Genomic DNA, 25,401 nt, shown 5'->3' with positions numbered 1-25,401 from the left:
CTCCCGCGGCGGTCATTTTGGCCGCGATAGCCATTTATTCCGCTACTTGGCCATCCCGCCCGGCGGGCTACCACTCCATGGTCCAGCCGTAACAGTCTCCTGCCGGCGCAAAGCTTCGGCCGCCCGGATTTCCTCTATCAATTTTGAAGCTGCCGCAGTGACGTCCTGCGTACGTTTCAGATTCGTCTCGACGGCCTTCGCATGCGTCTCCGCGCTCTTACTAAACGTATTGACGGCTCTGGAGAGGCCCTGGATCATAGGTGACAGCTTGATCTCGATGATCTGTTCAGGCGTCTGCATCGATTCGAGCTTTGAAGCTACGCCCTCGATCGCACGCACGATAGATCGCGTACTCTCCGAGAGCTTGACGGTCTCATCGGCCAAACGCTTGGACACTGCATCAAGCGTCTGAGTGATACGCACGTTGAGGCCATCTATCGTGTCGCCTGATTTCTTTGACGCTTCCTCAAGAGGCTTACTTGCATCGCTCGCAAACTGTCGAAGTTCGCTAGTTACGCTCTCACGGGTCTCGCCAAGCAAGTCCTTCACCTCGTCTAACGCATCCGTAATCGATTGTTGCGTGGCGCGCCTGAAGTAACCAAACTCTAGAACCGTATTCTCGAGCTCTCGCTTCACGCGCCGCGAAGCTTCCGCGAGTTCCACGCGCGCCGTCGCCTCTACCTCGATCGGATCACGCCGCATCTGGTTGAAAAAGATACGAAGAGCAATGCCCGCGATTGTAGATGCGATTGCAATGCCAAAGTTTTGAACGATTTCCTCTGCCGAGCCTTCTACAGAGAATTGGAAAAGCGAAACGCCAAGGCTCGTGAGCGTGAACAGGAATCCCATGTAGTAAAGATTGTCGCCCGACTGATCGTCGCGTAAGCGGAGGAACCGCGCCACGCCCAACGCAATGGCGTACCCGATCATAATCACGACCGGGACGGCCGTTACGAATAGCGGATCAAAGGCCCGGAACTTCGAGAAGACGATGTAGGCGCAGCCCACCGAGACGATCAAGAAGAAGAACAAGCCGCTCAATAGGCCGGGCGGCATACGTTGCGAGGATACGGGGGCTGTCACGACCTAAGTTCCTTGCAAGCGATGAATGGCGACGAGAGCGCCGGAATTATCTTTGACCCAGGAGCCCCAGAATTCCGCATGTCGGACCGTGTCCGGCATCACGGATGGACGCGTAACGTAATCAATGGTCACGGACGCACCGTGGAGATCCGTGCGATACTTCAGGTACGCGCCAGACTGCTTGAACCGCTGATAGGAGAGATCGCCTCCGCGCGTGTACTGGCTGTAATCTCGCGTGTGCTCGATCATATCGGAGATGATCACCAGGTTCTTCTTGATTGCTTTGCTGTGTTCGCTTGAGAACTGATCTATCGCAATGTCTTGAATCGCGGCCATGATTGGAGAACTGTTGGCCTTGGCCGATGCTAAGCTACTCTTCACCGCCTCGCTTGCCGGCTTCCGGAAGCTCTCTATCCAACGCATCCGTGCGATACGGGGATTGTTGGTCCACTCGCTCAACCCTACCCCATCACCAGGATTACATTTGGCGAATAACGATCGGCTTCGTCCCGTTGGGATATCGAGAACCCGGACGTCAAGGCGATAGTATGGGGGCAGCCCCGTAATGAGGTCGTCGAGCAAACTCAAGACCTCCCGCCCCGTCGCGGGCGGCAAATCATCGGAAGTGTCGACAAGAGCCACGGTGATGCCTTGAGGCCCGGTTGTCGGACATAAGGTCTGCGCATCGAGCGTGGGCTTACCCGGCGTAGAAAAATACAAATACCCAAGCGCCGCGGTGGCTGCCGTGGCGCCCAGCAACAGTAGAACACCTCCGATGGCAGATGCACTAAAACGACTAGAGCTCTGTTTTCTAGGACGCCGCTTTGCCACGTTCAGTCTCTGGGAAGAATTCGTCGATTGCCCTGTACGATCGCGCCGCTTCGTCGAAGGCCGCGTTGATAGCCTTTATTTGTTCCTTCAAGAGCTCCTGAGTTTCGATGATCGTTTGGCGAAGATGATCCCGGGCTGTCGTATCGGGCTCCGAGGATTGATGGATTATCCTTTCCATAACATACGTTCGATCGAAGTGAGATGGCGCTGGCGTCGTTCGCACCTTGCGATTTGCCTCGCGGTAGATCTCGAGTAGCGCACCACAGGCGCGCTCGATTTGTGCTTGATGCTCAATGAAGCGCTGCGCAAGCCGGCTCCGCGCCTGCAACAATGCGTCAAATTCCGATCGTCGAACTGAAAGATCGTGAGCGGCAGCATTCATCGTTTCTGCCGCATCGTCCCGGATCTCTCGCAACTGATCGATGAGTCCCGCCTTGGTATCCTTGAACTTCCTGCTTGCGTCAGCCCAACGACGCTCCAATCCAGCGTAGCCAATATGAGGATCGAAGAACAGAAGGCCATCCACCATCGCGATTACCGAAAAGACAAACCCCACTCCAAATAACAGCCAGGACATGAAGTCTGTCAGCGCGAATGGCGCGGTAGTGATGCGCCTCAGGACCTCCTGGCCAACGTCCATATTGATGTCGGGTGGAATTTCACGGAGCTGCGCAAGCGAGAGATTTAATGCGGTCGTGAATACCAGGTAGGCAACCAACGAGAGGAAGCCGACGGTCTTGAAAAAAGAACTCCGCTGATTGACCAGGCGTATGGGCACAAGCCCACATAGGAAGCTGACAAGGATATTGAAAGCAGCGAACACCATCGCAAGAATGGCGCCGCCGAGATACCCATATTCATTGGCCTTCGCTAGGAACGTGCCGTTGATTATGAGTTCGATCACAAACAAGACGGCAAGCACACCTACTTTGAGGAGTACCTTTCCGGCAGTTAGAAGGCGCGCGGGACGCACGAGCCCATACTGCTTACGGAACTGTTCACGTTCCAATTCGGACTCGTTAAGTCGACGTCGAAGCTCGAATAGCTCGTCACGGCCAAGAGAAGCCTCAGCGCTAAAGTCACCAACAGCCTGCGGTGCAGCCTGTTGAATGATCGCGAACCGCTCCTCAAAATTCAGACCGGCCAAACGCTCGTCGTAGGTGTGCAGGTGCTCAAGGTATAGTGCGTGGGCATCCTGCTTGTGGGACTCGACACGCTCGATGATCTGGTGCTCGACATCGTCAAGCGTCTGCGTGCTCTCGGCTGGTCGATTTTCTGCCCCACGCTCGCTTCCGCGCTGCTCCAGGTTTAGCTCCCGAGCAACCAGCTGAACATTCAGATCCAGGAAGATTTGGGTTGCAGGCCTATATGGATGCTGCGGTTGCCGGAGCAGTTCCCAAAGACGTGTGATGGGTGACAAGCGCTTCGTTGTCGTCGTCATTTTATCGACAACCGCTACAGCTTCGAACGGCGGCAACCAGCCGCCTGCGCATCAGCCTCAGAACAGAACCACCTCCGCGACGCGGTATCGTTCATGCCAAGGCGGTCATAGAAGCGGCCACCCGGCATGTGATAGATACACGTCGGGATGCTCCGGAAATTGGCCTTAATGGCACAGGTCGGCAACGGCGCTTCAGTCAGCCGCGGCCCAGTAAGGACCCGCTGCGCGTCGATGGGCACCGCTTTCGCGCCGAGAATGGTCGTGTTGGAGCTGCGATGCCTCCAGTCCCAAGGCGCAACAAAAGCTCCACTCCAAAGTCCAAGTTGCTTTCGCTTCGCAAACTCCACGTACGCAACTGGGTACCGACGGAAGGCCAGAGCCCACCCGTTGCGCACCAACCAACTGGAAATGTCCTCCCCATCGACGCTGCACGTCCCGAGCTCGCGGTGATAACGATCCGTGCCGGAAAGTCGGCAAACCCAAGTTTTGCTACCGGCATACCTTTTGAGCGTTTCCCGAGCTTCAACCCCGCAATCCCGAGTTTTGCCGCCCGCGTCCGTGCAAATCTGGTCTATTTCGGGGGCGTCAATGCCTTGCAGCTGGACCTTGATCGTGCCGAGGCGGACTGTATCGGCGTCAACTATTTGGGGAATCGCTCTCAGCTCGAAAGCATAGGACGGCAGGCTAACCGCCAGCCACAACAAGGCAAAAGCCCAACGCATTCCTACGTCTTCCCCCGAGACAACCTAAAGGCGCCTTTATCTTACACCGCCAGCTGAACCGCAAGCGACCCTGGATTGACAGTTTCCGTCGATCGGACGCTCATACCTAGGTAGGGTGCCTTGGGTATTCGTCGCCTTCATCGCTATTACTCCACTCCAAAAGCTGTCCGCTTACTGTGGAGCGCGGAACGCAATCCTCGTACAGGTCCGCCTCAAATTAGATCGCGCGTTCGTCAAAGGCCGAATCCCCATCTCGGCCCCGCTGCGATCCGCTCGATGCCAACCGAAAGAGCGCCTACACACCTCCGACAGAATAGCCGCCAGCAGGCTCTCGAAGTCACCTAGGTCGCTGATGCGGAGGAACACGCGGCCTGGCTTTTGACCACTGGATGGTAAGCCACTTAAACTGACCGTCATTTCACCGGCGAAGAACACCGCCCGCCTCAATTGCGAGACACGAGATCGCCGAGGTCGCGCAGCAACGCAAGCAACTTGTTTAATCCCTCCGGCGAACCATCCCAAACGCGCTCAACTGCTTCCGAGAGCTGATCTTTCGCCCGATCGCCTAGTCTTTTCGCGTCTGCACCAATCCTTTTTTCTGCATAATTGCATAACGCAATTAGAGTTGGCGTTAACCGTGGCGGCTTTCTGTTCAGGGCTCTGTGTACGCTCGACTGATCAACGCCGACCAGTACAGCCAAAGCAGTATCGGTCAGATCTCGCTGGCGTTGAAGCTCACGGACGCAAGCGACTGCCTCAACAGCCCCCTCGATCGGACTTGTCGGCCGCCCCTTCACCCTGCGAGCTTGATCTTTTCTGCGAGCCATGATTATGTAATAATGCATAAATTGAAGAGGCTTCACAAGAGGGCAGCGATGAAGGAAATCCGCTTCTATCGTGCAAGCGAAAAGCCATACGGCGTGTTCAGCAATCTCTATAGGCGACCGATCACATTCGAAGGGTGCGTCTATCCGACCTCGGAACATGCCTACCAGGCAGGGAAGCCTCGCAAGGACGAAGTCCGGAAGTGGCTGATGGCGGCGCCGTCACCCGCGTTGCTCGCTATGGCGGCACATGGCCTCTATCAGTGGGACATTGCACCGGACTGGTCGAGGATAAAGTTCGACCGCATGAGAGGCGTACTTCTCGCGAAGTTTACCCAACACGCAGATCTGGCCGCCATCCTGTTGAACACCAAAGACGCCGTGCTGATCGAGACTGCTACGGTAGACAACGCTGTGAATAGGCTATGGGGGGAGGTGCCCGGCAAGGGCGGCAAGAATATGCTCGGGATTATGCTGATGGAGGTGCGAGAGCATCTCTCACAGAATGGAAAGCGTCGCCGTAAGGTAGCTATGCAGGCGGCCGAATGACCTCACTGCGCGTGGTGACTTCCAAGCATCGCCACGTAAGAGGTCGACGCTTCGTCCACGCCGCGATCAAGCATCTCACGCACGTGAAGAGCGCCGGCCGCCAAGAATAGCCCGCGGGCACCTGTGAAACCGCAATTGAGCGCCGCAAGACGCTGGCCAACTTCGACGCCGTCGAAGATGTCCTCCACCTTCCAGCTTCCATCTCGAAACCACCGCTTCAGGACGAGATCGAGCAGACCCGTCGTCACCATATCACCTGATCCGCAGGTATCGACGACGCGCGGAGCGGAGCTAGACGGAAAGTGACGACGGACACTTCCTACTGAAACAGTCAACCCTTGAACGCCATGCGTTCTTATGACGATCGTTTCTGGCCCCAGATTATGTTCGTGGACGCTTTTGCCGGCCGTCTCGTCAGATAGCTTGACCACCGTCGCGCAACGGACCGCCCTACCGAAAAGATCATGGTCTGCAGAGGCCGGTTCAAAGAAGACCAGCGCGCCGGAGCGCTTGGCCTCCTCCATCGCAAGGACAATCGATTCCGAAACGCGGTCGGCGTAGAAGACTGAAACAGACTTCAGCGTTTCCGCGGCCAGGCATACGTGCTTGTAATCGATCGAGCGCCACTTCGGAAAACGTTCGGACGTCTGCGGACAAGTCGATGTGAAGTGGTGGGTTGCATTCACCGTATCGACTATTTGAACGATGACGGGAGAGCTTCCTGTCTCCGCTCTCGATACATAACGCGTTTCACATCCGGCCTTTGCGAATTCGTCGAACAGAAACCGGCCATGGTCGTCGTCGCCGAGATTAAGCACCGGAAAGACCGGATGGCCAAGCATCGCTAGCGAGAGAAGGACATTCCCACACGATCCACCGAGCGCTTCCGTCGGAATGCCGTATCCGTCGGAATAAATGCGATCGACCGCCGTCAACCCCGTCCCTGCGACGGCCGGGCGCGGCACACGTAGCTCCGGATTTCGCGAGAAAGAATGGATCATAACATGAACATTCTATCAGAGTCGGCGGAGCACGGATACATCCAATCTCGCGCGGCCTGCGCCCGTTATGCGCATGCCCCTGAATATCCTTAACAGACCATCAGGACCTGAAACGCCACCCGGAAGGAGATTCCAACAGGAAATCTCGCGCTCGCACACACGGTCGACGCTCAATCCGAAGTCCTGACCAAGCAGATCGTAGTCGTTGCCATGACGGTCTCCGCTGTCGCCAACCGCAAGCATCTGGAGATCGCGGTCGACCATCTTGGCACGTACTGCTTCGAAGACCCGCGGCTTGCCTGCCCAGGCGGGACAGATGTCGATGGAATGGCCGGAACGGACCATTCTCAAATCGGACTGGGACTCCACGATCTCACGCAGCCAGCGTATCCCGTCTGCCGGCGACGCTAACTTGTCGACCGCGATCGTGATCTGGAAGGGGCTTTCCTTGGGAAGCCAACCGTTCAGAAACATCTTTCCTTCCGAGTGAATGAGACCCAAGGCGGCCGAGATGGCAGCGTCCGAAGCGAGAGGACTTTGTTTGATGTCCTCAGACAATCGAACGATGTGCGCACCGTTGTAGTAGCCGACCAAGACCTGCTCGCAATGCGTCTGCGAAAGGCAATCGCGCAGCTCCTCCCCAACGGATCCCCCGCGGCCAGTCGCGAGCGCGATCGCAACCTGACCATCCAGAAGCCTACGGACTTCATCCAGGACGGCCTCCGATGGCGGCTTTCCTCTTTTGTCCGTGGCCACCATCGTCCCATCGTAGTCAAGAATGACGGCCCCAAACTCAGCGTCGGCGAGCCGGCTGATAAACTCGTCGCGGCGCGAACTCCAGGGAGCGGCCACTCTGCTAGGCTCATCCGACCATTGTTCGGACCGGCGCTTTCGGCGCGTTGCCGCATCCTCGTCCTTTACGGCGATGAGCAGATCTTGACTGTCGAAGATCGCCCGACCGAAATCGGCGACGTTAGCCTTCCCCGGATCGACGCCTGTTACGCCCCCCAATCCTTCGACGATGCCAAACGAACTCAATATGGCATCGAACAGAGCGTGCCTTCCAGCCGCGCCGAAGTCGAAATGCATCCGCGCTATCGCCGACGGAATGCTGGCTTCGATCGAGTTCCAGAATGCTCGACTACGATCGCACGTAAGGGAAAGCACCGTGGTCCGCGCCGCATGAAGTTTAAGCCAGACATGCCGGCCATGTGCAAAATTGCGAAAATCAGTTCGTTGGACACTGCAGAGCCCGGCCTCCCAGCAGCTCGTTTCGATCATGACGGCCGCGGCCGTCAGAGCCGGATCGTGAAGAATCAAGAGTGTATCGCGCCCCTTATCCCACGAATTCTTGATTGTCTCGATCGTGCGACTTCGGACCGAGGCCGATAAAAGACCTTCAGATCGTGATTCCACGAGGTCGCTTCTCTCAGCGACCGAGTGACCGGCAACTTGATCGCTCGCAAGAAGAAGCGATGTCGCCGTCGAAGCCAGCGAATGCGTCGCGAGAAACCCGTCCTTCTCAAGCGCCGGGACAAGGTGAAGTCTCGCTATGTCAGGGCCAACATCCTCGACAAGGCTCTTCCCGCGTGCAGTGACGACATCGATGCGCCTAGCATGCTCATTGATGGCGGTTTGGAACGCAGCCCGAATGTCCGCATTCTCGCCGCCGGCGGTGAAGAGCCAGACTCCCCACTTCGGCAAAACCGGGTCGAGCGCGAACGCCATTGGCGTTGTAACAGCTGTTGCCGAATGAAATAGCCACGTCCGACAGGACGAGAAGAATTCGGCAGCGACCACAGATCCTCCGCTGCCGACTGCCACCACGGGGTATCCGGCGGAGCGCTCAAGAGCCTCCGCCAAAGCGCCCACGTCGCTCCTGCATGCCGCCGCTATAGTCGCTTGCAACGCGTCCAGTTTCGATGTGAAGATCGCCGTCATGGGTTTGCCGCAGCTTCCTGGTCGGAAACCGTAGGCGCAGCTTCCTCAGTTTCATGGAACTGGTAGGGATCGCCCTGAAGCCAGACATGAACGAACCGACTCGGCTGGGTTTGCTCCGACTTCAGCTTATCCCAATCGACTTCATATCCTACGGATTCGACGTAGCGAACGGCAATATCATGTTCCAGAGCGGCCATCAGCGCACCAATGGCAAGCACCTTATTGCCCGACGGAGAAAGCACCAAATGAGTTCGCACGACGTCTTTGAAGACACTCTGAGTCCGCTGGTAAATAGCGGAAATGGTTCGGTATAGATCCAACGGGTCGTCATCCAGGGCGTATATCAGATCACGAGGATCTATCTTCCACTCTCGCATCAACTCCGGCTCATACTCCGCGAGCAGCCGGTCACCAGCCTTCGGCTCGGTCTGCGATAGTGGCACGACCGGACAGACCTTCACCGGCCCCTTCAAGCTATCGAGGATTCGCTGGAGAGACGGCGTGCGGTTTCGAGCCAGATGCGGCAGCCATATCTTGGGTTCCTCCACCGCATTCTCATAGTCAATCTGACCGCTGAACCCTCTCACTGGATCCACGACATCGCTCGGAATGCTCTTGATCGCATCGTCCAACCCGGAGCTCGACGCCGCGAACACGTGAAGATTTGTGTTGGACTGCGCGCACACCGCGGACAAGTAGCGTGCGAGCGGGAACGAGATACCGAGTGAAAGCGCGCTGACGTCGAGCATTACGTCGGTAATCCCATCAAGTAGATCCCGGTGCGATGCGATCGCGGAAATCACACGCTGTCCTCCGACCACCGCCCGGTCGCTCTCCGCCAGAACCACGATTTCGATGACGGTGCTACCCGGTATCATCGATTGGAGATCCATCGTGTGTTTATCGCCCAGCTGCATCAGCCGTTGTCCCGGCGTCGGTCTTTGCTCGCGAATGAAAAAGGCCTCGAGGCTGCTCGACGTCGCTGCGATCGCATCAGACAAGAGGCGCGCGACTGCCGACGTCCGCGGATCGAATCCGGCGCCCGCAACAAGCAGACACGCTCTGTCACCGCTGCGCACGTATTCGTGGACGAAGCGCTCCAAGTCAGAACCCGCGTGGGTAACGCAATGCTGCCAGCGAGGCGCGTTCACGACTGCACTCCAGCATACCTTACCAGATCAGCGACCCTCCGCTGAAGGAATCCGCCCCGATTGAGCGTTAGTGAATTCGCGAGGATGACGGGTCCGCCCAGCTCGAGTAAGCACCACAGGCGACCACCCTGCTGATAGTTCTGGCGGAGCAGGAAGACATTGTACGCTACGGCGTAGTGGAGTATTTGCGTCAACTCCGAGTCCTTCGACGCGATCGTTTCCGTAAACTCCTCCTGTGGCACGCCGATTGCGTTGGCGCCGCCACCGGGTAGCCAGGCATTCGGAGCTACACTTTCCTTTACGCACTCCGCAGCCATCGCAGACACCATCTTCCTGATCGTTGCGGCGAAGGGAAATTTCCAGTCATCGACGATCTGTTTGGCTTTTTTGGTAAGTATGTCATCCTGCGAATCCGGCGAGAGAACGGGCTGGTCGCCGTTGATGATCCTGGCCTCCATCCGATCGACCAAAGATCCTGCGAGATGCAGAAATAGTTCCGCATTTTCGGAGCTCGCGTCGCTAATGGCCGTCAGGCCGTAATGCAGAGCCCTGGAATGATTGTGACGGAGCCAAACGCGCGCGCCATTGGCCACGTCAGAGTCCACCGTCATCGAACGCTTCGGCTCGGGATTAGCCCCCTCCTCGGCTTCGAAAAGCGATTGCTGGGGCACTTGATTGACGTAACGGTGCATCATGATGCGGAGCATGACCGCGCGAACCTCCGGACCGAGGTCCTGATTTTTGGCTCCGACGGCATAACGGTCGATCTCCGCCACCAATGCATCTCGCCGCTTGGCTGCGATGCGCAGTGTGGCCCTAGATTTCTCTACCTCCTCCTGGATACGACGCACCGTCTGAGTCGGCAGCCGCGGCGCTTCCGTCGACAGTAGACTTGCGAAGGTGTTGTTCCTGCGCTCGAAGACAGGATGGCGTCGGAGATATCGGTCAGCCATGCTGCGCGCCATTCGCCTGAAAGCCGACCGCGCACCCTGAAGATTATCCGTCTTATTTAGGAAGATATCGATGTAATCCCGCCGAGGCGAGACTTCCGGCTCGAATGACACTTCTGTGTCACCGAGCGCAATCTCAGGCTTTAACCGATCAATGCGCATCATAATCCATCGCGCAATTCTGATCTCGCGCCGCGCCAAGTCGCGGAAGACTAGCTCAAATTGCTCGGGTGCCAGATTGTGCGCATCATCCAGGATAACAAGAATGCGTCGCGTTTCTGACGATCCGTCCAGCGCCTCTACACGGACCGCCTCGATGACATCGAATGGCCGGAACGGCCTCACAGCGTCTGGATGCAGCGCTTCTTCCCTTGGAGGCACGAGGCTGGCTCCGACTTCATAGACCGCACGTTCCACGGCGCGCGCGCGCTCGACGATCGCGTCCGTGTCCGGGCCGCCTATGCTCTCGAGCGAGGCGCCGGCATCGCTTCTGATCACAAAGCTCGCCTTGCCACCGAAACGGGAACGTTCAAGATTTCTGACCAGGCCAAGCACCGCTCGCGCTTGGATCAAGGCCAGCACCAGTTTGGTCTTGAGCGCGGAATCGTACGGAAGCTCCCAAAAATCCCGGTACTCGCCCTCCATTGGAAGGCGAACGCCGGCAACTGCCTGCCGGCTCTTCTCAACCACGCCACACTCAGCTAACGCCTCGATGATCTCCCGATAATCTTCCTTGTCCGGATCGGCGAGAACGGCAGCGACCATCCGCGCCTCGAAAAGGGTCGCCATAGTCGTTTTGCCGGAACCAGGCGAGCCGATCACCCGCACGAGTTTCTCGAAGAGACCTCGGTGAGCGTAGCGCTTTAGATAGGTATGCAACGGCTCTGGGCTGACGACGGACAGAAAACCCGCCTCATCATCCCGCAGATATTCGGTGGCGCGCTTGTCGAATGGGTTGGCCATAAATTTACCGGTTACGAATGTCGGTGGCGGCGCATGAAGAGTGGACGCATCGGATGCCCCTGCTCCGAGCCTTCGGTGTCGGCCCAAAGGAGCGTAATCGCGTTGTTAGGGCAGTTATGCTCAAGAACCACAGGGAGCGCCGAATTACCGTATCCAAGACGAATGTGTTCTTGCGAGGATTGATCCAAATGCGCTTTCAACTGCTCGTACAGTCCGTGGTCGTAGTAATCCTCGCAGATCTTCCACATTTCGGGATCATTCTCTTCCGTCATGCGGATCGCATCCGGCAGCAGAAATCCCTCCTCAACCTTGACGCTTGAGAACCAGTCTCTGCGCATTTCCTTCTCTACTGAGTTGATCCGTTCGAGGATGGCATCGCGTGCCTGTGCCGAGGATATATAGTGATGGATGTGGAGCGAAAAATCCTCGGTCAGCGGAAAAGCTTCGAGCAGCGTACCCCGGGCTTTTTCGAGTGCTTCCCGAAATTTGTAGAGCTTTCCCGTCCAGCCGCCCTTCTTGCTTGGGCGAAGGAAGCTGGTGCCAGATCCGGTGAAATCATCGATCAGCCAGACCCGGTCGAACTTGGGATTTGTTTCGCTGGCAAACAGCTTATCATCCTTGAGCTTTGAGCCAAGATCGATCCATTTGTCTTCATCGATGTGCGTAGCCAGTACGATTTGGTCGTTGACTAGGACAGCTGCGTTTGACCGCCGCAGCATGTCTATCCTCGCCCCGTCGCTCAAGCCGATGAAAAGCGTGCGGCGCCGCTCTCGCAGGTATTCTGTCCTGAACGACTTGTTGGTCATAATCAGATAGGGCGGGATTCCGAACTTGGCAGCAGCAGCTTCCCTCAGTTTCGGTTCGACGAACCGCGGATAGAACTGATCGACCAGGCGCAGGATCTCTTGCGGTGAGAAGTAAAGCAGCTTGGTTTTGACAAAATTGTACGCGGCGGCCCGGTCTTCGGCCGCAAATTGCATCAGCCATCCGGCGAGCGTCTCCGGAAAGCGGGCGCCGGCCAAATAGTCTCGGTAGCCGTCGTACTTGAACGATGCCATTAGGCGCACCCACCTATATTCCTCGACGGCGGTCTCCTCGTTCCAGCCCATGATCTGTCGCAAAAGCTTAAGTGCTAGAGCCTCGTTCATCCAGTTGTCCTGCTGAGAGCGACCCGCGCTCGAATCGCATCAAACTAACCACTGATTGCGGTAACTATCTACATCACTTTTAAGTCGATCACCAGGCGAGGCGGCTCGTCGGCAAGCACTTCGCTATCTGACACCTCGCGACCATAGAGACGCTGGCAAAGTTGAGAACAATTTCGTCGCCACTTCGGTGGCAGCACTTGACTTAAGAGAGAGAGCGCACGACGGTTATTTCCTCCTCATCGCAAGGCTGTGGACTTGCGATATGCTTCGATCATCGCCGGAGTGACGTCGGCGGCGTAGCAAAGCGGAGCGGCTCCTCCAGGCCGCGAATGTGCACTTCGACCGCCGCAAGCACGGCCATTGCGCATGCGGTCGTCGGGACAGGCGCAGGGTCTTCCAGATGCGTGATACTGATCGCGGCTTGCCTGAATGAGAATTGCAGCAATAGCCGCGGCTGTCAGTGCAACCTCGACCCTACGGCTTACGTCGGACTTCGGCTTTTGTTCAATTGGAGACGACTTCTTGCCTTCAAGCGACAGCTGAACCGGCGGCGAAGGCTGCTTGATATCCTGCGGATCTGAGGATTGATTAGCAGTCGGCGCAGCAACGACAGGCCACGGGTTCACTGTAGTCGTGACGACACGCGATGCGGTCGGCATCGGCGGCGGCACGATCGCCCCACGATCAGAAGGAGCATCGTGGTGTCCTAGAAAATAGGAGACCATTGCCGCCACACCGACCAGAGCAACAACCCCCCCGCTGCGCATGAAACCACCCTCGCCCGTCGGCCGCCCGCCCTATTGCTCCCTAAGCTCCCGCCGCTCCTTGAGAGATATCGATCACGTGCCGATCAGGACCAACAGTGATAACGATCGTGTACGTCTTTGGTCCGCCACCATCGGGCGTAGCCGGTGGTGCAAGATGCAGTTGTCCGCCGTACCACTCCCCCGGTAGCAGCGTGTTATCTTTGATCACCGATTGCTCCAGGACAGCCATGTTGCGTTGCCCGGCTTCGATCGTGGTGGCGATCATTGCTTCATTCTGTGCGGTTGCATTACCTCGGGCAATTGCAGCCGCGGTCGGGCTATAGAATGTTCCTGTTCGTCCGCCCGGCGTCGTGTAGTGACCGTACCCCGCCTGAGAGGCGCTGTAAGCATTTCCAGCGGCGGCTAAACCCGTAAAGATCGCGGCGGCAACCTGGCGGGTCTTCTCCTCTTGAACCAGCATTTCGTAAGTGACGACTTGCATACCGTAGTCTGAACCGCCCACGTGTTGAGTTGCCGTTACTTGTGCAACGCGAAAATCAACGGGAAGCTTGCTCAGATTATTAATGGCAACGACGAAGACCGGCCGTCCGTTGGCCCGCACCTGGCGGGAGGCAGGTCGAACGAGAACGAGCGAGCTCTTCTGCTGCGAGATAAGAGCTGCTTGTCCATCGCGCATCAGCGCCTGTTGCTGCGGATTGGATGGTCGAAACTGAACCGTCTCGGCGTTCGTTACACATCCACTCAATGCGGCGCACAGCGCCGCGGTACCCAAATTACGCACGACTCAGCCCCCAAAAGAGACGGAGATAAAGCGCAACCAGCGCGCGCAATCAATCCCTTGGGTACGCAATTGCACTAGACCTTAGTTGCGTGACGACGCGTCCTACTTATGTCCACTGTGCCACCGCGAATTCGGCCGCTTCGGCGGCCGCCAGGATCGACGAGGCGCGCTCGAAATAGTCGCGCCCGACTTCCGTTACGCTGAGGCGTCGCGTCGATCGGTTCAAAAGCTGCGCGCCCAGCTTCTCTTCCATTCGCCGCACAATGCGGCTCACCCGCGCCTTGTCGGTTTCGAGGCGTTCGGCCGCTGCGGTGAAAGACCCTTCAGTCACCACGGCGACAAAAGCCTGCATCTCCAGGAAATCTACTGTTGTCGTCATGACAACAGTCTGTGATTTTTTGGCCGGATTATCAGCCCCTGAACAACTGTCATGCTGCGCTATCGGCGCTGAGCAACCAGCGAGGCTGATGACGAGGGGACTCATCGAAGAGGGCACCCGATGGATATTCAAACCAGGCGTCACGCGCGCGCCGCTCCCTATGGCCAGTCCGCTACTGGAGGATACTTACGGCAGACACTGCGCGCGTCTCGTGAGCGAAGCGCGCGTCAGCGACGAAGTCGTCGGTCAGCTCTACGCGCTGCTGATCCGCTCGGTGCGACGTTTCCCCGCCGCGCCGGAGGCTTGCCGAATGCTTGGCCTCTCGGAGCGAACGTTTTATCAAAGGTTGGCAGCGCAGGGGCAGACATTCGGCCAATGGTGGACCAGGTCCGCGAACAGCCCGCAACCTACCTGCTCGACAAGACACGCATGTCGGTCGAGGCCGTGGCGGAGGCGCTAGGCTTCGCCGAAACAGCCAGCTTCTCGCGCGCGTTCAAGCGTTGGAAGGAGTGTCGCCTCCCCACTTCCGGGGACGAGGCTCATTCCACGCACGTAGGGTTCATCGCTTGGATGCTCGTGGCGTCAAGAAGACGATAGCGAGACTTCAATCGCAGAGGTCGAAAATGTGCAGGCGTCCCATCCCAGGCGAAATAAAGGTGTCGGATAACCGACGACGCGTTCATGACCGTGTTTCTCAAGCTGGCCGCGCAAGGACGCACATTATCGCCAAACAAGTGTTCAACCTACGCACCGGCCGTGATCGCCAAGCAGACCGACGCCAAAGGGCTACACAAGCCAAAAGCTGGCCGATGCAATGCAGCGTCTTCTCGATGCTGGCGCGCTCCGGATCGAGACGGAAGGCCCCCCTCACGGCGACGCACGTCCATTCAACCAGGACCGACCAACTGACCTTCCAATCGGCTACCGACCGGCTTCCAACCGCCTAGCCACACACTGAAATCCCTTTAGCCATGCCGGTTGGCACCGGCAGCGCTTTGGTCGGAAGCGATGCCATGCCAACCAAATTTCGCGCTAAGACTGATACGAAAAAGCGCGCTCTCAGCCACGAACTTGTCCGGCGAGCAATCCCACACCGGCGAACGCATCAGGCCATCGGCAACCATTGCCAAAGTATATTGGCACCGTTTAGCTGCGCGGGTGACATCGCTCCTAACGGCAGTTCGAATTCGCCCGCCGTGCGAAACGCTGGAATCTGGCGGACACGCGTCGCAGGCCTGTCGCCAGCAAATGCATCGCGGCCGATCAGGATCAGGACATGACGGCATAAACCGGCTGCAATCGCGGTAGCCGCGCACTGCAGCGAAGCTACCGGACTGGCGCCCCCCATAGGAACGAAGGTCGGAGATGCCGAAATTGGCAATGAGGTCTTCGGCGATGGCGCCGCGGCCAATCATCGGAATGACGCCGTCGATGTCGCGGGGAGATATTGGTAGGCGATCTTCACGGCATTATGGGCCAGGCAATGCCCGAGATCGGGACCATCGACGAGCCCCCGATGTTAGAGGGTAAAGCCGCCTAGGGCGGCCTCCGCCTGCGCGCATCTGCTGATGGTTTATAGAGCTACGTGCGGTGGCATTCTGACGAGACTTCGGCTGGAGCCGCTAGAGATCGGCATCGTCAACGGTGAATGCCTTTGATGCATTCTCGGACAAAGCCAGCGCGCAGTGGCCGACAGTACTGATAAGGTTTCAGCGATTTTCTCATCAGTCAGCGAGACTTCATTTGCTTATCAGTCGGTTGACCGGATCTGGCGAAGCCATATCTGGAAGATTAGCGCGCCACCCAAGCGAGCGGGCGTACCTCACCGAGGCACGATTTGTCGCCTGACAACAGCCGGAGCCCTTAATCAGGACTTATAGAGCATGCACTCAGTCGTAAAGATCTACCTTCTGATAGGCCTCGCATTCGCTAGTCTGACGGCACCCGCGCGGGCGGACTATTGTCACGATTGGTTGGCGACGCTCTCCCGCGCGGTCGACATGAGCTCGGACATGAACGTCGGGACCGCATCAGGCTTGCATGTGGCGATGCACACACAGGCCAAGGCCTACGAGGAAATTGCGATGAGGGCATTCTCGATTTGGACCGTTTCAAAACTCGTCTCTGTGTTCCGATTTGCACTCGGAAGCCGCCGATTGTCCCACGAGCGAGCACGATCCGCTTTCACAGTAGAAGCCTGCGCTTATACTAATAGCAGCCCGGAATGGACGAGATTATGACACTCGACGCGAGGCATTGATCACGTAAAGGAAGAGCCCGAACCTCGCTCAATGGAGCGATGACGAAGCGATTCTTGCAAAGGTCCGTATACTTCTCCAAGCTTAGTTAACTTTGCCATGCCGCGCAAAGCTTCGACTGCTCGAATTTTGAGGTCGTAACGTCACCAGAAAAATTGGCTGCCCTCAGACCATTGGAAGGCTCGCGTGGACTTGGACCATCGACAAATGCATGCCACTCGGATCTAGATGACTTGGTCTTAGCATGGCCAGAGCGCATCTCTCCCCAAGTCTGGTTTCGCGTGATATGCCTATCCGCCTGTCTGCTGCCGCATCGTTGGCTTTTCCAGACGGATCGATGACTGCTTCTGGCCTGCGACGAGAAGCACGCCGCGGCCGACTCGAAATAGAAAGAATTGCTGGCAGAGATTATACTACGCTCGAAAACATCGAGAAGATGAGGGAGCTGTGCCGCGTCAAAGTAAAGGAGCCCGTCTCTATAAGCGAAAGGCACGATATCGCGGCGGAAAGCTCGTCGCCCGAGCCGTCTGGATCATCAAAGACGGCGAGCGCCATATCGCCACAGGCTGCCTTGCGAGCCCGTCTGAAACAAAGCCGCCTCGAGAAGCAGAGCAAGCGCTAGCGGATTATATTGCGCAGAAGTATCAGCCCGATCGCAGGCGGCGGGACATCGATGATATCGATAGCGCCGATGTGCTGTCGATCTATTTGACGGATATCGGCGAGCCCGGTGATCAGTTTGAAATTGAAGCGAGGATCGCCCGCCTCAACGATTTTTGGGGTGGCAAGAAGCTGTCGGCAGTCAACGCGCGGACCTGTGCGGCTTACGCCAAGCACCGCGGCAACCGAGGCGGCGCGCGTCGCGACCTCGAGACTCTCCGCGCAGCGATCAACCATCATGCAAAGGAGGGCCTTCACCGGGGCATTGTCCGCGTGTCCCTCCCGCCGAAAGGTGAGGCGCGCGACCGATGGCTGACACGCGACGAGGCCGCAGCTCTGGTCTGGCAATGTTGGCGCTATCGCGAAAAGCAGACCGTCCACGCCGGCAGCTCAAAGGGCGACCCGGTACGGACAGACCGTCGACCATTGCGACACGTGGCCAGATTTATCCTGATCGGCCTCTACACCGGCACCAGGGCCGGGGCGATCGCGGCGGCATCGCCCTACCCCGAGCTTGGGCACTCGTACGTCGATCTCGAGCGTGGTATCTTCTACCGAAGGCCGATCGGGAAGCGAGCCACCAAGAAGCGTCAGACGCCAGCTCCGCTCCCACCCCGGCTATTGGCTCATTTGCGTCGTTGGCAAGACCGGAAGCTGATCAACACCTGCTTCGTCGAGTTCAATGGCAAGCCGGTCGCTTCCGTCAAGAAAGGCTTCAAATCTGCCGTGGATCTGGCCAGGCTACCCGGGAAAGTCACTCCGCACACGTTGCGCCACACGGCAGCGACCTGGTTGATGCAGCGCGGCGTGCCGATTTGGGAGGCAGCCGGGTTCCTCGGCATGTCGGCGGAGGTCCTGCAGGAAACCTATGGCCATCACCATCCCGATCATTTGCACGGGGCGGCGGCAGCCATTGGCCAGAAAGCGCGGTATGTTTCGGTGGTCAAATCGGTGGTTGACTCGGGAACAGCCACCGATGAGAAGAAAAAACCTAAGGAAATCTGGTCGGAGTGGCAGGATTCGAACCTGCGACCCCTGCGTCCCGAACGCAGTGCTCTACCGGGCTGAGCCACACTCCGACTGAGGGCCGGCTTATAGCGTCGGGTTTCGGGGACCGCAAGGGACCACGCGCCACCCAATTGAGGAATCTAGTCACAGTGGATACAGGTCTGAAAACGCACGTTTTGTCCGCAGGCGCCGCCGCCACGGCGACCGCCGCCGGGGTCTTGGCCGAGGGCGGCCTGGTGGCGTTTCCGACCGAGACGGTTTATGGCCTCGGCGCCGATGCCGGTAACGCCGCCGCGATCGCCCGGCTTTACGAGGCCAAGGGCCGGCCGGCCTTCAATCCCCTGATTGCCCATGTCGCCGATCTGGGCGCCGCCCGCCGGATTGCCCTGTTCAATGGGCAGGCCCTGCGATTGGCGGACGCGTTCTGGCCGGGTCCCCTGACCCTGGTGCTGCCGAAGGCGCTGTCCTGCCCAGTTGCGGAACTCGCGACCGCCGGGCTCGACACGGTCGCCATACGCATCCCGGCCCACAAGGTGGCGCGCGACATCATCAAGGCTTTCGGCGGTGCCGTGGTAGCGCCGTCGGCCAATCTCTCCGGCCACGTCTCGCCGACCACCGCCGAGCATGTGAACGGCGATCTGGCGGGCCGCATCGACCTGATCGTCGACGGCGGGCCGGTCGAGGTCGGCGTCGAATCCACCATCGTCGGCTGCTTCTCCGATCCGGTGCTGCTGCGACCGGGCGGGCTGACGCGCGCAGAGATCGAGCGCGTGCTCGGCCAGCCCTTGCAGTCGCCGCCGCAAGACGCGGAAAGCGACGCCCAGCCGGTTGCCCCCGGCATGCTCGCCTCGCACTACGCACCGCGGACACCGGTCCGGCTCAATGCCAGCGACGTCCATGTCGGCGAAGCCTTGCTGTCGTTCGGGCCGGCGAAGGTCGCGCGGCGCGAATGCGCCTCCGTGGAGATGAACCTGTCCGAGCGCGGCGATCTTGCCGAGGCCGCCACCAATCTGTTCGGCTACCTTCGTACCCTCGACAAGAGAAACGCGGATGCGATCGCGGTGACGCCGATTCCCGAGGAGGGATTGGGCGAAGCCATCAATGACCGGCTGCGCCGCGCAGCCGTTGGGCGGTAACAAGCATGACCCGGACCGGAACGGCCGCGTTGGCGCCAAGCGGGAACCGGTTTTCCCTCGCGACAAACGCGAAGCGTTTGCGTGAAGGGCATGCCTAGGCAAAGATCCCCGACTGAGTGAAAGACCAAGAAAAAATGAACATCGTCCAATCAGCGGTGCCGCCGCTTCCGCCCGAATTGCTCGAGAAATTCCGCGCCATCGTCGGCGCGAAATATGCGGTGACCGACGCCGCCGACATCAAGCCCTACGTCACCGAGGAGCGTGACCTGTTCCACGGCCGCTCGCCGCTGGTGCTGCGCCCGGGCTCGACCGCCGAGGTCGCTGCGATCTGCAAGCTTGCGACCGAGCACAGGATCGCGCTGGTGCCGCAGGGCGGCAATACCGGCCTGGTCGGCGGCCAGACGCCGCACAATGGCGAGGTCGTGGTCTCGCTCCGGCGTCTCGACAAGATCCGCGATATCGATGTCGAATCCAACACCATGACCTGCGAGGCCGGCGTGGTGCTGCAGATCGCGCAGCAAAAGGCAGCCGAGGTCGACCGGCTGTTTCCGCTGTCGCTCGGCGCAGAAGGCAGCTGCACGATCGGCGGCAACCTCTCGACCAATGCCGGCGGCACCGGAGCCCTTGCCTATGGCGTGGCGCGCGAAATGGCGCTCGGGGTTGAAGTCGTGCTGGCTGACGGCCGGGTGCTGAACGCGCTGTCGAAGCTGAAAAAGGACAACACCGGCTACGATTTGCGCAATCTCTTCATCGGCGCCGAAGGCACGCTCGGCATCATCACCGCGGCGACGCTCAAGCTGTTTCCGCGGCCGCGTGCGGTCGAGACCGCCTATGTCGGCTTGGCTTCGCCGGCGGCCGCACTCAAGCTGCTGTCGATCTCGCGCGATCAAGCGGCCGGAGCGCTGACGAGCTTCGAGCTGCTCGCCGACGTCGCGGTCGACTTCTCGATCCGCCACGGCATCGATATCCGCGATCCGCTTGAGAGCAAGCACCCCTGGTACGTGCTGATGGAATTGTCGTCGTCGCGCGACGATGCACGCGACACGCTGGAGGCGATCCTGGCCCAGGGCATGGAGGACGGCATCGTCGATGACGCTGTCATCGCCGCCAATCTGAGCCAGCGCCAGGCGTTCTGGAAGCTGCGCGACGAGATGTCGGCGGCGCAGAAGCCGGAAGGCGGCTCGATCAAGCACGACATCTCGGTGCCCGTGGCAGCCGTGCCCGCCTTCATCGAGGAAGCCAATGCTGCCGTGGTGAAGCTGATCCCCGGTTCGCGGCCGGTGCCGTTCGGCCATCTCGGCGACGGCAACATCCACTACAATGTCAGCCAGCCGGTCGGCGCCAATGCGGCCGACTTCCTGGCGCGCTGGCACGACGTGAATGCCGTCGTGTTCGAGATCGTGCTGCGGATGGGCGGCTCGATCTCGGCCGAGCACGGCATCGGCGTGCTCAAGCGCGACGAATTGCCTGACGTCAAGGATAAGGTCGCGATCGAGCTGATGCGGCAGGTCAAGGCGATGCTCGATCCGCTCGGCATCATGAACCCGGGCAAGGTGCTGTGACCGCGCAGGCGACGATGCCCTCCTCCTCTGCCTCCCTCGCCATTGCAGAGATCACCGATAACGACATCGCCGATGTCGTCGCGCTGTGGCAGGCCTGCGGCCTGACGCGGCCATGGAACGATCCTGCTGCCGACATCGCGCTGGCGCGGCGCGGACCGAATTCAGCCGTGCTGGTCGGCCACGACGCCAATGCGATCGTCGCGACCGCGATGGTCGGCCACGACGGTCATCGCGGCTGGGTCTATTACGTCGCGGTCGATCCCAACCGCCAGGGCAAGGGGCTTGGCCGCACCATCATGGCGGCGGCCGAGGACTGGCTGCGCGCCGCCGGCGTGCCGAAGCTGCAACTGCTGGTGCGGCGGGAGAACGCCAAGGCCGGCGCGTTCTACCAATCGCTCGGCTATGACGAGTCGACCTCGGTGATGCTGGCCAAATGGCTCGACGGGCGCGAAGCGACGCCGTGAGAGGGCTGAGGACCGACGCATGAGCATCGCCGACCGCGTTCGCGTCAAGCACGTCGAGCTGCTTTCGAAGCGCCGCTACGAGCTGAAGAGCGCGACGTTCGACTACCGGCGCGCCAACGGCGAATGGCAGACCCAGGTGCGCGAGGTCTACGATCGCGGCAACGGCGCGGCGCTGTTGCCCTACAATCTGACGACCCGCTGCGTCGTGCTGGTGCGCCAGTTACGCTTCCCCGCTTTCGCCAACGGTTATGACGATCTGCTGATCGAGGTTGCCGCCGGCATGCTCGACGATGCCGAGCCGGAAGCACGCATCCGCGCCGAAGCGGAGGAAGAGATCGGCTACCGGCTCGTGCATGTGCGCAAGGTGTTCGAGGCTTTCACGTCTCCGGGCGCCGTGACCGAGAAGCTGCATTGCTTCGTCGCCGAATACGATGCCGCGATGCGCATCGGTGACGGCGGCGGGCTCGCCGACGAGGGCGAGGACATCGAGGTGCTCGAGCTTGCGATCGACGACGCGCTCGCCATGATCAGCGACGGCCGCATCGTCGACGCCAAGACCATCATGCTGCTGCAATACGCCGCGCTGCATCTGTTCAGGTGAACGCGGCTTCGCCCCGGCCGGTGCCGGCACGGCCTTGCGGCTTCGCGCACTCAACGCTTTAGACTAGCTGTCCCCGTCATCCCTGCGCAATGGCTATGCCATTGTCGCTGGAGGTGCGAGCCACTTCGGCGAGCCTCGAAGGATGAATCGGCCACCAGCCGGGCCGTGCATCCTTCGAGACGCGCGAAGACGCGCTCCTCAGGATGACGGGGATAAACCGAACGAAATGCTCTACCGCATCGTGATCGCAAGCCCGCTCAGATCGGCGTTGGCCATCAGGCCGACCTGGTGGCCGGTCAACTCCAACACCGCGCCCTTCTGATTGGTCAGCACGATCGCACGCGCGCCGCGTCCGACGGCAAGCCCCGCGCCGGCCGCACCGTAGACGCCGGCAACGTCGGACGGACGGTTGATGTTGCTGACCCGGCCGCGTAGCACGGTCTTGGAGCCGCCGAACACCAGTCCGTAGTCGAGGCCGCCGGTGGAGAGCCGGTAGGAGCGGCCGCGGAAGGTCAACACGCCGCTGCCGCCGGAGCCACCGATGATCCATCCGGCCTTGTAGATCGTGAGCGTCACGAAGCCGCTGTCGGCGCGGGCCGCGGAAGAGAACGCAAGGCCAATGAACGCCAGCAGCGCGACAAGCGCAGCACGCAGGGTGGATGAAGGTTTCATGTGCGGTCTCCCCAGGATTTACTCACGTCGATTTGCTCTCGTCGATTTGCTCGCGTCGTGACACGGCTGCGAATCGCGATGCTCCGACTGTAGCAAGCGCGTAAACAGGCGCAATTTGGCACAGCGATGGCCGATTTGTTGACGGGTGCTTTCGCACGACCGGTGTTGAACCTGTTCCCGGGGTTGCAATACTCACTGCATGTCCGGGGCGATCGGCCCCTGAGCTCCAGGATTGCCCCGCGGAGCATTCATTTTTCAAACCGGAGATTTCCCATGCGTCGTCTTGCGATTGCCTGTGCCGCCATTGCCGCCACCGTGTCCTTGCTTGCCGCGGCAAGCCCGGCCAGCGCCACGCCCTATCATCTGATCCGCTGGCAGGACACCGGCTTCTGCCAGATCTGGGACCAGAGCATCCCGACCACGCCGTGGCCGGCGAACTTCTCCATCGTCAGCGAGGAGCTGCCGACCTTCGACGCCGCGTTCAGCTACAAGACCGGCCTCCTGAACAACGGCACCTGCGCGTTCTGAGCGAACGCCATTCGATCACGCACAGGGCGGACACGCGGCAACAGCGCGGCGTCCGTCCTTGTGCTGTCAGATATGACGCCATCCAGCGTCAGTGATGCTTGATCAGGGCGTCGCGCGCGGCGGCGAGTTCGAGGAATGCCGCGCCGTTGCCGCCGCCGTCGGGATGCACCGTCTTGGCGGCGCGCTTGAAGCCTGCTGGACTTCGGTCGCTGCGAGCCGGCGGCCGAACGGCAGGCCGAGCAATTGCCGGTACTGCTCCTCCTGCGTCAGCGCCTTCGGCGCCAGGCCGCGCCGGCCGAACCGCGGCGCCGACAGCATGTGCAGTGCGTCGTTGACGATGCCGAGACGGCGCAGCGCCATCGCTTTGGTGCGGCGGTCGGCCGATTTCATCGCCGCCTGGCGCAGGATCGGCAGCACCTGTGCGGCCGCATGCCGCAGCGTCTCGTCGATGTCGGTCGCGGCGATCTCCGCGACCATTTTGGCCATCTCGCGGTAGTCGGGATCCGGCGCCGCGCAAAAGCGCTCGATCGCAACTTTCCAGTGTCTGATATGCGGGTCCATGTCCGCGGTCCGTAACTGTCATCCGAATCCGGATAACAGCAACGCGCAAACGCGGCTTGGCGTTTCGGTTGGCGCAGTTTTGAATAGTGTTGTCGACAACGCTCACAAATCAGAACAAGGAAACGCCATGGCCCTTCTCGACAATCACATCGCCGTCATCACCGGTGCGGGCTCGGGCATCGGGCGCGCCATCGCACTGGGCTACGGCCGCGAGGGCGCGCGCGTGGTGCTGCTCGACATGAACGGCGATGCGGCGGCGGAAGCGGCCAGGGAGATCCGCAATGCCGGCGGCAAGGCGGAGAGCTTTGCGCTCGACGTGACCAATCGCGACGCCTGCGTCGCGATGGCAAAGCAAGTGGCCGACAAGGTCGGGCCGGTCTCGATCCTGGTCAACAATGCCGGCATCGCGCGCCGCAACGGCATGCTCGGCACCGACGAGGAAGTGATCAAGGATTGGGAAGACATCATCTCGATCAATCTCACCGGCGTGTTCAACGTGACGCATTCGTTCCTCGCGCCACTGCGCAAGAACAAGGGACGCATCGTCAACATCGGCTCGATCCAGTCCTTCGTGCATCTGCGCACGCCGAGTTCGCCGGCCTATACCGCCTCCAAGCACGGCGTGCTCGGCTTCACCAAGGCGCTGGCCGCCGAACTCGGCAAGGATGGTGTGCGCGTCAATGCAATCGGGCCGGGCTTCATCGAGACGCCGTTGAACGAGAAGGTGCGCGCCACCAATCCCGACCTCGTCAAGGTCTTCATGGACCACACCCCGCTCGGCCGCGCCGGCAAGCCGGAGGACATCGTCGGCCCCGCCATCTTCCTCGCCTCCGACCTGTCGGCCTATGTCTCGGGATCGATCGTGATGGTCGATGGCGGCTACCGCACATTGTGACGGATGGAACCGCAATCGTGGCGATTTCTGGGTATTTTGCTTACAGAGCAGGGAGTTAGGGGCGCGTTAAGGGCTTGTTAACCAAACCGGCACACCGTGGATCTACGGGGTAGTTGGTTCTCGATGTCTTCGCTTCACCGACGAAGCGGGCGTTGATCGGGAGGAGTTCATGTCTTACGCGTCCACCGTACCGTCGCCGGAAGCTCTGCTGCCGTCGCTGGCTCCAAATGAAATCGTCCCACTGCTGATCGGCGCGACCGTCGATGAAGTCGAGCGCGAACTCGTGCTGCAAACGCTTGCGCGCTGCGACGGCAACCGCACCCGCGCCGCGCGCGTGCTCGGGCTGTCGGTTCGGACATTGCGGAACAAGATCCGCGAATATTCGGCCGACGGCATCGACGTGCCGCTGAGCGAGCACGCCGCAGCCTAGAGCAAGATCCGGAAACGCGCGAAGCGGCTTTCCGGGAAGATCGTGCTTGGACAACGAGCTAAGCGTGATGACGATTCAACCGGATCGCATCACGC

24 protein-coding genes, 1 tRNA gene and 1 pseudogene are annotated in these 25,401 nt (G+C 59.9%); 10 read left to right on the top strand and 16 right to left on the bottom strand.

The features are described 5' to 3' along the window. Positions 1-42: 42 nt before the first annotated feature. Genes ACVIYL_RS18025 through ACVIYL_RS18010 form a run of 4 tightly spaced genes read right to left on the bottom strand, consistent with a single transcriptional unit; the run spans position 43 to position 4,077 of the window. Positions 43-1,083, bottom strand: a complete 1,041-nt coding sequence (locus ACVIYL_RS18025) for a hypothetical protein (RefSeq protein ID WP_456779330.1) — start codon at positions 1,081-1,083, stop codon at positions 43-45. Between the two features lie 3 nt (positions 1,084-1,086). Continuing rightward, the gene (locus ACVIYL_RS18020; protein ID WP_456779329.1) at positions 1,087-1,842 is read right to left on the bottom strand and encodes a hypothetical protein; all 756 of its coding nucleotides are present in this window, start codon (positions 1,840-1,842) and stop codon (positions 1,087-1,089) included. A gap of 52 nt (positions 1,843-1,894) precedes the next feature. Next, on the bottom strand, positions 1,895-3,391 hold the full coding sequence (locus ACVIYL_RS18015) for a hypothetical protein (RefSeq protein WP_456779328.1): 1,497 nt from the start codon (positions 3,389-3,391) through the stop codon (positions 1,895-1,897). Next, on the bottom strand, positions 3,370-4,077 hold the full coding sequence (locus tag ACVIYL_RS18010; RefSeq protein WP_456779327.1) for a thermonuclease family protein: 708 nt from the start codon (positions 4,075-4,077) through the stop codon (positions 3,370-3,372). The genes ACVIYL_RS18015 and ACVIYL_RS18010 overlap by 22 nt, the downstream gene beginning before the upstream one ends. A gap of 875 nt (positions 4,078-4,952) precedes the next feature. Between ACVIYL_RS18010 and ACVIYL_RS18005 the strand changes: the two genes are divergently transcribed. Continuing rightward, positions 4,953-5,450: an NADAR family protein gene (locus ACVIYL_RS18005; RefSeq protein ID WP_456779326.1), complete on the top strand. Its 498-nt coding sequence runs from the start codon at positions 4,953-4,955 to the stop codon at positions 5,448-5,450. Positions 5,451-5,452: 2 nt separating this feature from the next. Here ACVIYL_RS18005 and ACVIYL_RS18000 read toward each other — a convergent pair whose 3' ends face one another. From ACVIYL_RS18000 to ACVIYL_RS17965, 8 genes are all read right to left on the bottom strand, one after another. After that, a complete protein-coding gene (locus ACVIYL_RS18000) occupies positions 5,453-6,415 on the bottom strand; it encodes a PfkB family carbohydrate kinase (RefSeq protein ID WP_456779325.1) in 963 nt (320 codons plus the stop codon). A gap of 51 nt (positions 6,416-6,466) precedes the next feature. After that, positions 6,467-8,392 (bottom strand): hypothetical protein, encoded by a 1,926-nt coding sequence (locus tag ACVIYL_RS17995; RefSeq protein WP_456779324.1) that lies wholly within the window; start codon positions 8,390-8,392, stop codon positions 6,467-6,469. Beyond that, the gene (locus ACVIYL_RS17990; protein ID WP_456779323.1) at positions 8,389-9,543 is read right to left on the bottom strand and encodes a hypothetical protein; all 1,155 of its coding nucleotides are present in this window, start codon (positions 9,541-9,543) and stop codon (positions 8,389-8,391) included. The genes ACVIYL_RS17995 and ACVIYL_RS17990 overlap by 4 nt, the downstream gene beginning before the upstream one ends. Continuing rightward, the gene (locus tag ACVIYL_RS17985; RefSeq protein ID WP_456779322.1) at positions 9,540-11,456 is read right to left on the bottom strand and encodes a hypothetical protein; all 1,917 of its coding nucleotides are present in this window, start codon (positions 11,454-11,456) and stop codon (positions 9,540-9,542) included. Before ACVIYL_RS17985 ends, ACVIYL_RS17990 begins: the two co-directional genes overlap by 4 nt. Before the next feature lie 11 nt (positions 11,457-11,467). After that, entirely contained in the window at positions 11,468-12,604 is a 1,137-nt protein-coding gene (locus tag ACVIYL_RS17980) for a phosphoribosyltransferase-like protein (RefSeq protein WP_456779321.1), read from the bottom strand. 236 nt (positions 12,605-12,840) lie between these two features. Further along, positions 12,841-13,371 (bottom strand): hypothetical protein, encoded by a 531-nt coding sequence (locus ACVIYL_RS17975; RefSeq protein WP_456779320.1) that lies wholly within the window; start codon positions 13,369-13,371, stop codon positions 12,841-12,843. 40 nt (positions 13,372-13,411) lie between these two features. Beyond that, positions 13,412-14,152: a hypothetical protein gene (locus ACVIYL_RS17970; RefSeq protein WP_456779319.1), complete on the bottom strand. Its 741-nt coding sequence runs from the start codon at positions 14,150-14,152 to the stop codon at positions 13,412-13,414. A gap of 106 nt (positions 14,153-14,258) precedes the next feature. After that, complete coding sequence (locus tag ACVIYL_RS17965; protein WP_456779318.1) at positions 14,259-14,636, bottom strand: LysR family transcriptional regulator; 378 nt, start codon at positions 14,634-14,636, stop codon at positions 14,259-14,261. Between the two features lie 15 nt (positions 14,637-14,651). Between ACVIYL_RS17965 and ACVIYL_RS17960 the strand changes: the two genes are divergently transcribed. Beyond that, on the top strand, positions 14,652-15,128 hold the full coding sequence (locus tag ACVIYL_RS17960; protein ID WP_456779317.1) for a helix-turn-helix domain-containing protein: 477 nt from the start codon (positions 14,652-14,654) through the stop codon (positions 15,126-15,128). A 2,279-nt stretch (positions 15,129-17,407) separates the two neighbouring features. Here the strand turns inward: ACVIYL_RS17960 and ACVIYL_RS17955 are convergent. Further along, on the bottom strand, positions 17,408-17,830 hold the full coding sequence (locus tag ACVIYL_RS17955) for a hypothetical protein (protein WP_456779316.1): 423 nt from the start codon (positions 17,828-17,830) through the stop codon (positions 17,408-17,410). On the opposite strand from ACVIYL_RS17955, the pseudogene ACVIYL_RS17950 reads away from it, so the two are divergent. Next, positions 17,723-18,316: pseudogene (locus ACVIYL_RS17950) on the top strand (site-specific integrase); the annotation flags it as partial. The gene ACVIYL_RS17955 and the pseudogene ACVIYL_RS17950 sit on opposite strands and share 108 nt — an antisense overlap. A 135-nt stretch (positions 18,317-18,451) precedes the next feature. Here the strand turns inward: ACVIYL_RS17950 and ACVIYL_RS17945 are convergent. Next, positions 18,452-18,528 (bottom strand) — tRNA-Pro (locus tag ACVIYL_RS17945). A gap of 78 nt (positions 18,529-18,606) precedes the next feature. On the opposite strand from ACVIYL_RS17945, the gene ACVIYL_RS17940 reads away from it, so the two are divergent. The 4 genes from ACVIYL_RS17940 to ACVIYL_RS17925 all read left to right on the top strand — a co-directional run bounded on the left by ACVIYL_RS17940 (position 18,607) and on the right by ACVIYL_RS17925 (position 22,220). Beyond that, positions 18,607-19,593 carry an L-threonylcarbamoyladenylate synthase gene (locus tag ACVIYL_RS17940; protein ID WP_456779315.1) on the top strand — a complete coding sequence of 329 codons (987 nt, stop codon included), beginning with the start codon at positions 18,607-18,609 and terminating at the stop codon, positions 19,591-19,593. 134 nt (positions 19,594-19,727) lie between these two features. Next, complete coding sequence (locus ACVIYL_RS17935) at positions 19,728-21,155, top strand: FAD-binding oxidoreductase (protein ID WP_456779314.1); 1,428 nt, start codon at positions 19,728-19,730, stop codon at positions 21,153-21,155. Between the two features lie 14 nt (positions 21,156-21,169). Further along, positions 21,170-21,619 (top strand): GNAT family acetyltransferase, encoded by a 450-nt coding sequence (locus tag ACVIYL_RS17930; protein WP_456779313.1) that lies wholly within the window; start codon positions 21,170-21,172, stop codon positions 21,617-21,619. A gap of 19 nt (positions 21,620-21,638) precedes the next feature. After that, positions 21,639-22,220, top strand: a complete 582-nt coding sequence (locus ACVIYL_RS17925; protein WP_310880298.1) for an NUDIX hydrolase — start codon at positions 21,639-21,641, stop codon at positions 22,218-22,220. A gap of 231 nt (positions 22,221-22,451) precedes the next feature. On the opposite strand, the gene ACVIYL_RS17920 is transcribed toward ACVIYL_RS17925, so the two are convergent. Further along, positions 22,452-22,892, bottom strand: coding sequence for a hypothetical protein (locus tag ACVIYL_RS17920; protein ID WP_253607168.1), 441 nt, complete (start codon positions 22,890-22,892; stop codon positions 22,452-22,454). Between the two features lie 273 nt (positions 22,893-23,165). On the opposite strand from ACVIYL_RS17920, the gene ACVIYL_RS17915 reads away from it, so the two are divergent. Then, positions 23,166-23,420, top strand: coding sequence for a hypothetical protein (locus tag ACVIYL_RS17915; protein WP_057019143.1), 255 nt, complete (start codon positions 23,166-23,168; stop codon positions 23,418-23,420). A gap of 102 nt (positions 23,421-23,522) precedes the next feature. Here ACVIYL_RS17915 and ACVIYL_RS17910 read toward each other — a convergent pair whose 3' ends face one another. Further along, positions 23,523-23,981 (bottom strand): hypothetical protein, encoded by a 459-nt coding sequence (locus ACVIYL_RS17910; protein ID WP_456779312.1) that lies wholly within the window; start codon positions 23,979-23,981, stop codon positions 23,523-23,525. Between the two features lie 127 nt (positions 23,982-24,108). Here ACVIYL_RS17910 and ACVIYL_RS17905 point away from each other — a divergent pair, with 127 nt between their 5' ends. Together ACVIYL_RS17905 and ACVIYL_RS17900 are read left to right on the top strand one after the other, a co-directional pair. Continuing rightward, positions 24,109-24,876: an SDR family NAD(P)-dependent oxidoreductase gene (locus ACVIYL_RS17905; protein WP_253607166.1), complete on the top strand. Its 768-nt coding sequence runs from the start codon at positions 24,109-24,111 to the stop codon at positions 24,874-24,876. A 169-nt stretch (positions 24,877-25,045) separates the two neighbouring features. After that, positions 25,046-25,306, top strand: coding sequence for a helix-turn-helix domain-containing protein (locus ACVIYL_RS17900; RefSeq protein WP_016840962.1), 261 nt, complete (start codon positions 25,046-25,048; stop codon positions 25,304-25,306). Positions 25,307-25,401: the final 95 nt, after the last annotated feature.

The sequence above is a fragment of the Bradyrhizobium sp. USDA 3315 genome (assembly GCF_054056795.1).
The sequence above is the reverse complement of the archived record's forward strand: the minus strand, read 5'-3'. Positions and strand labels throughout refer to the sequence as shown.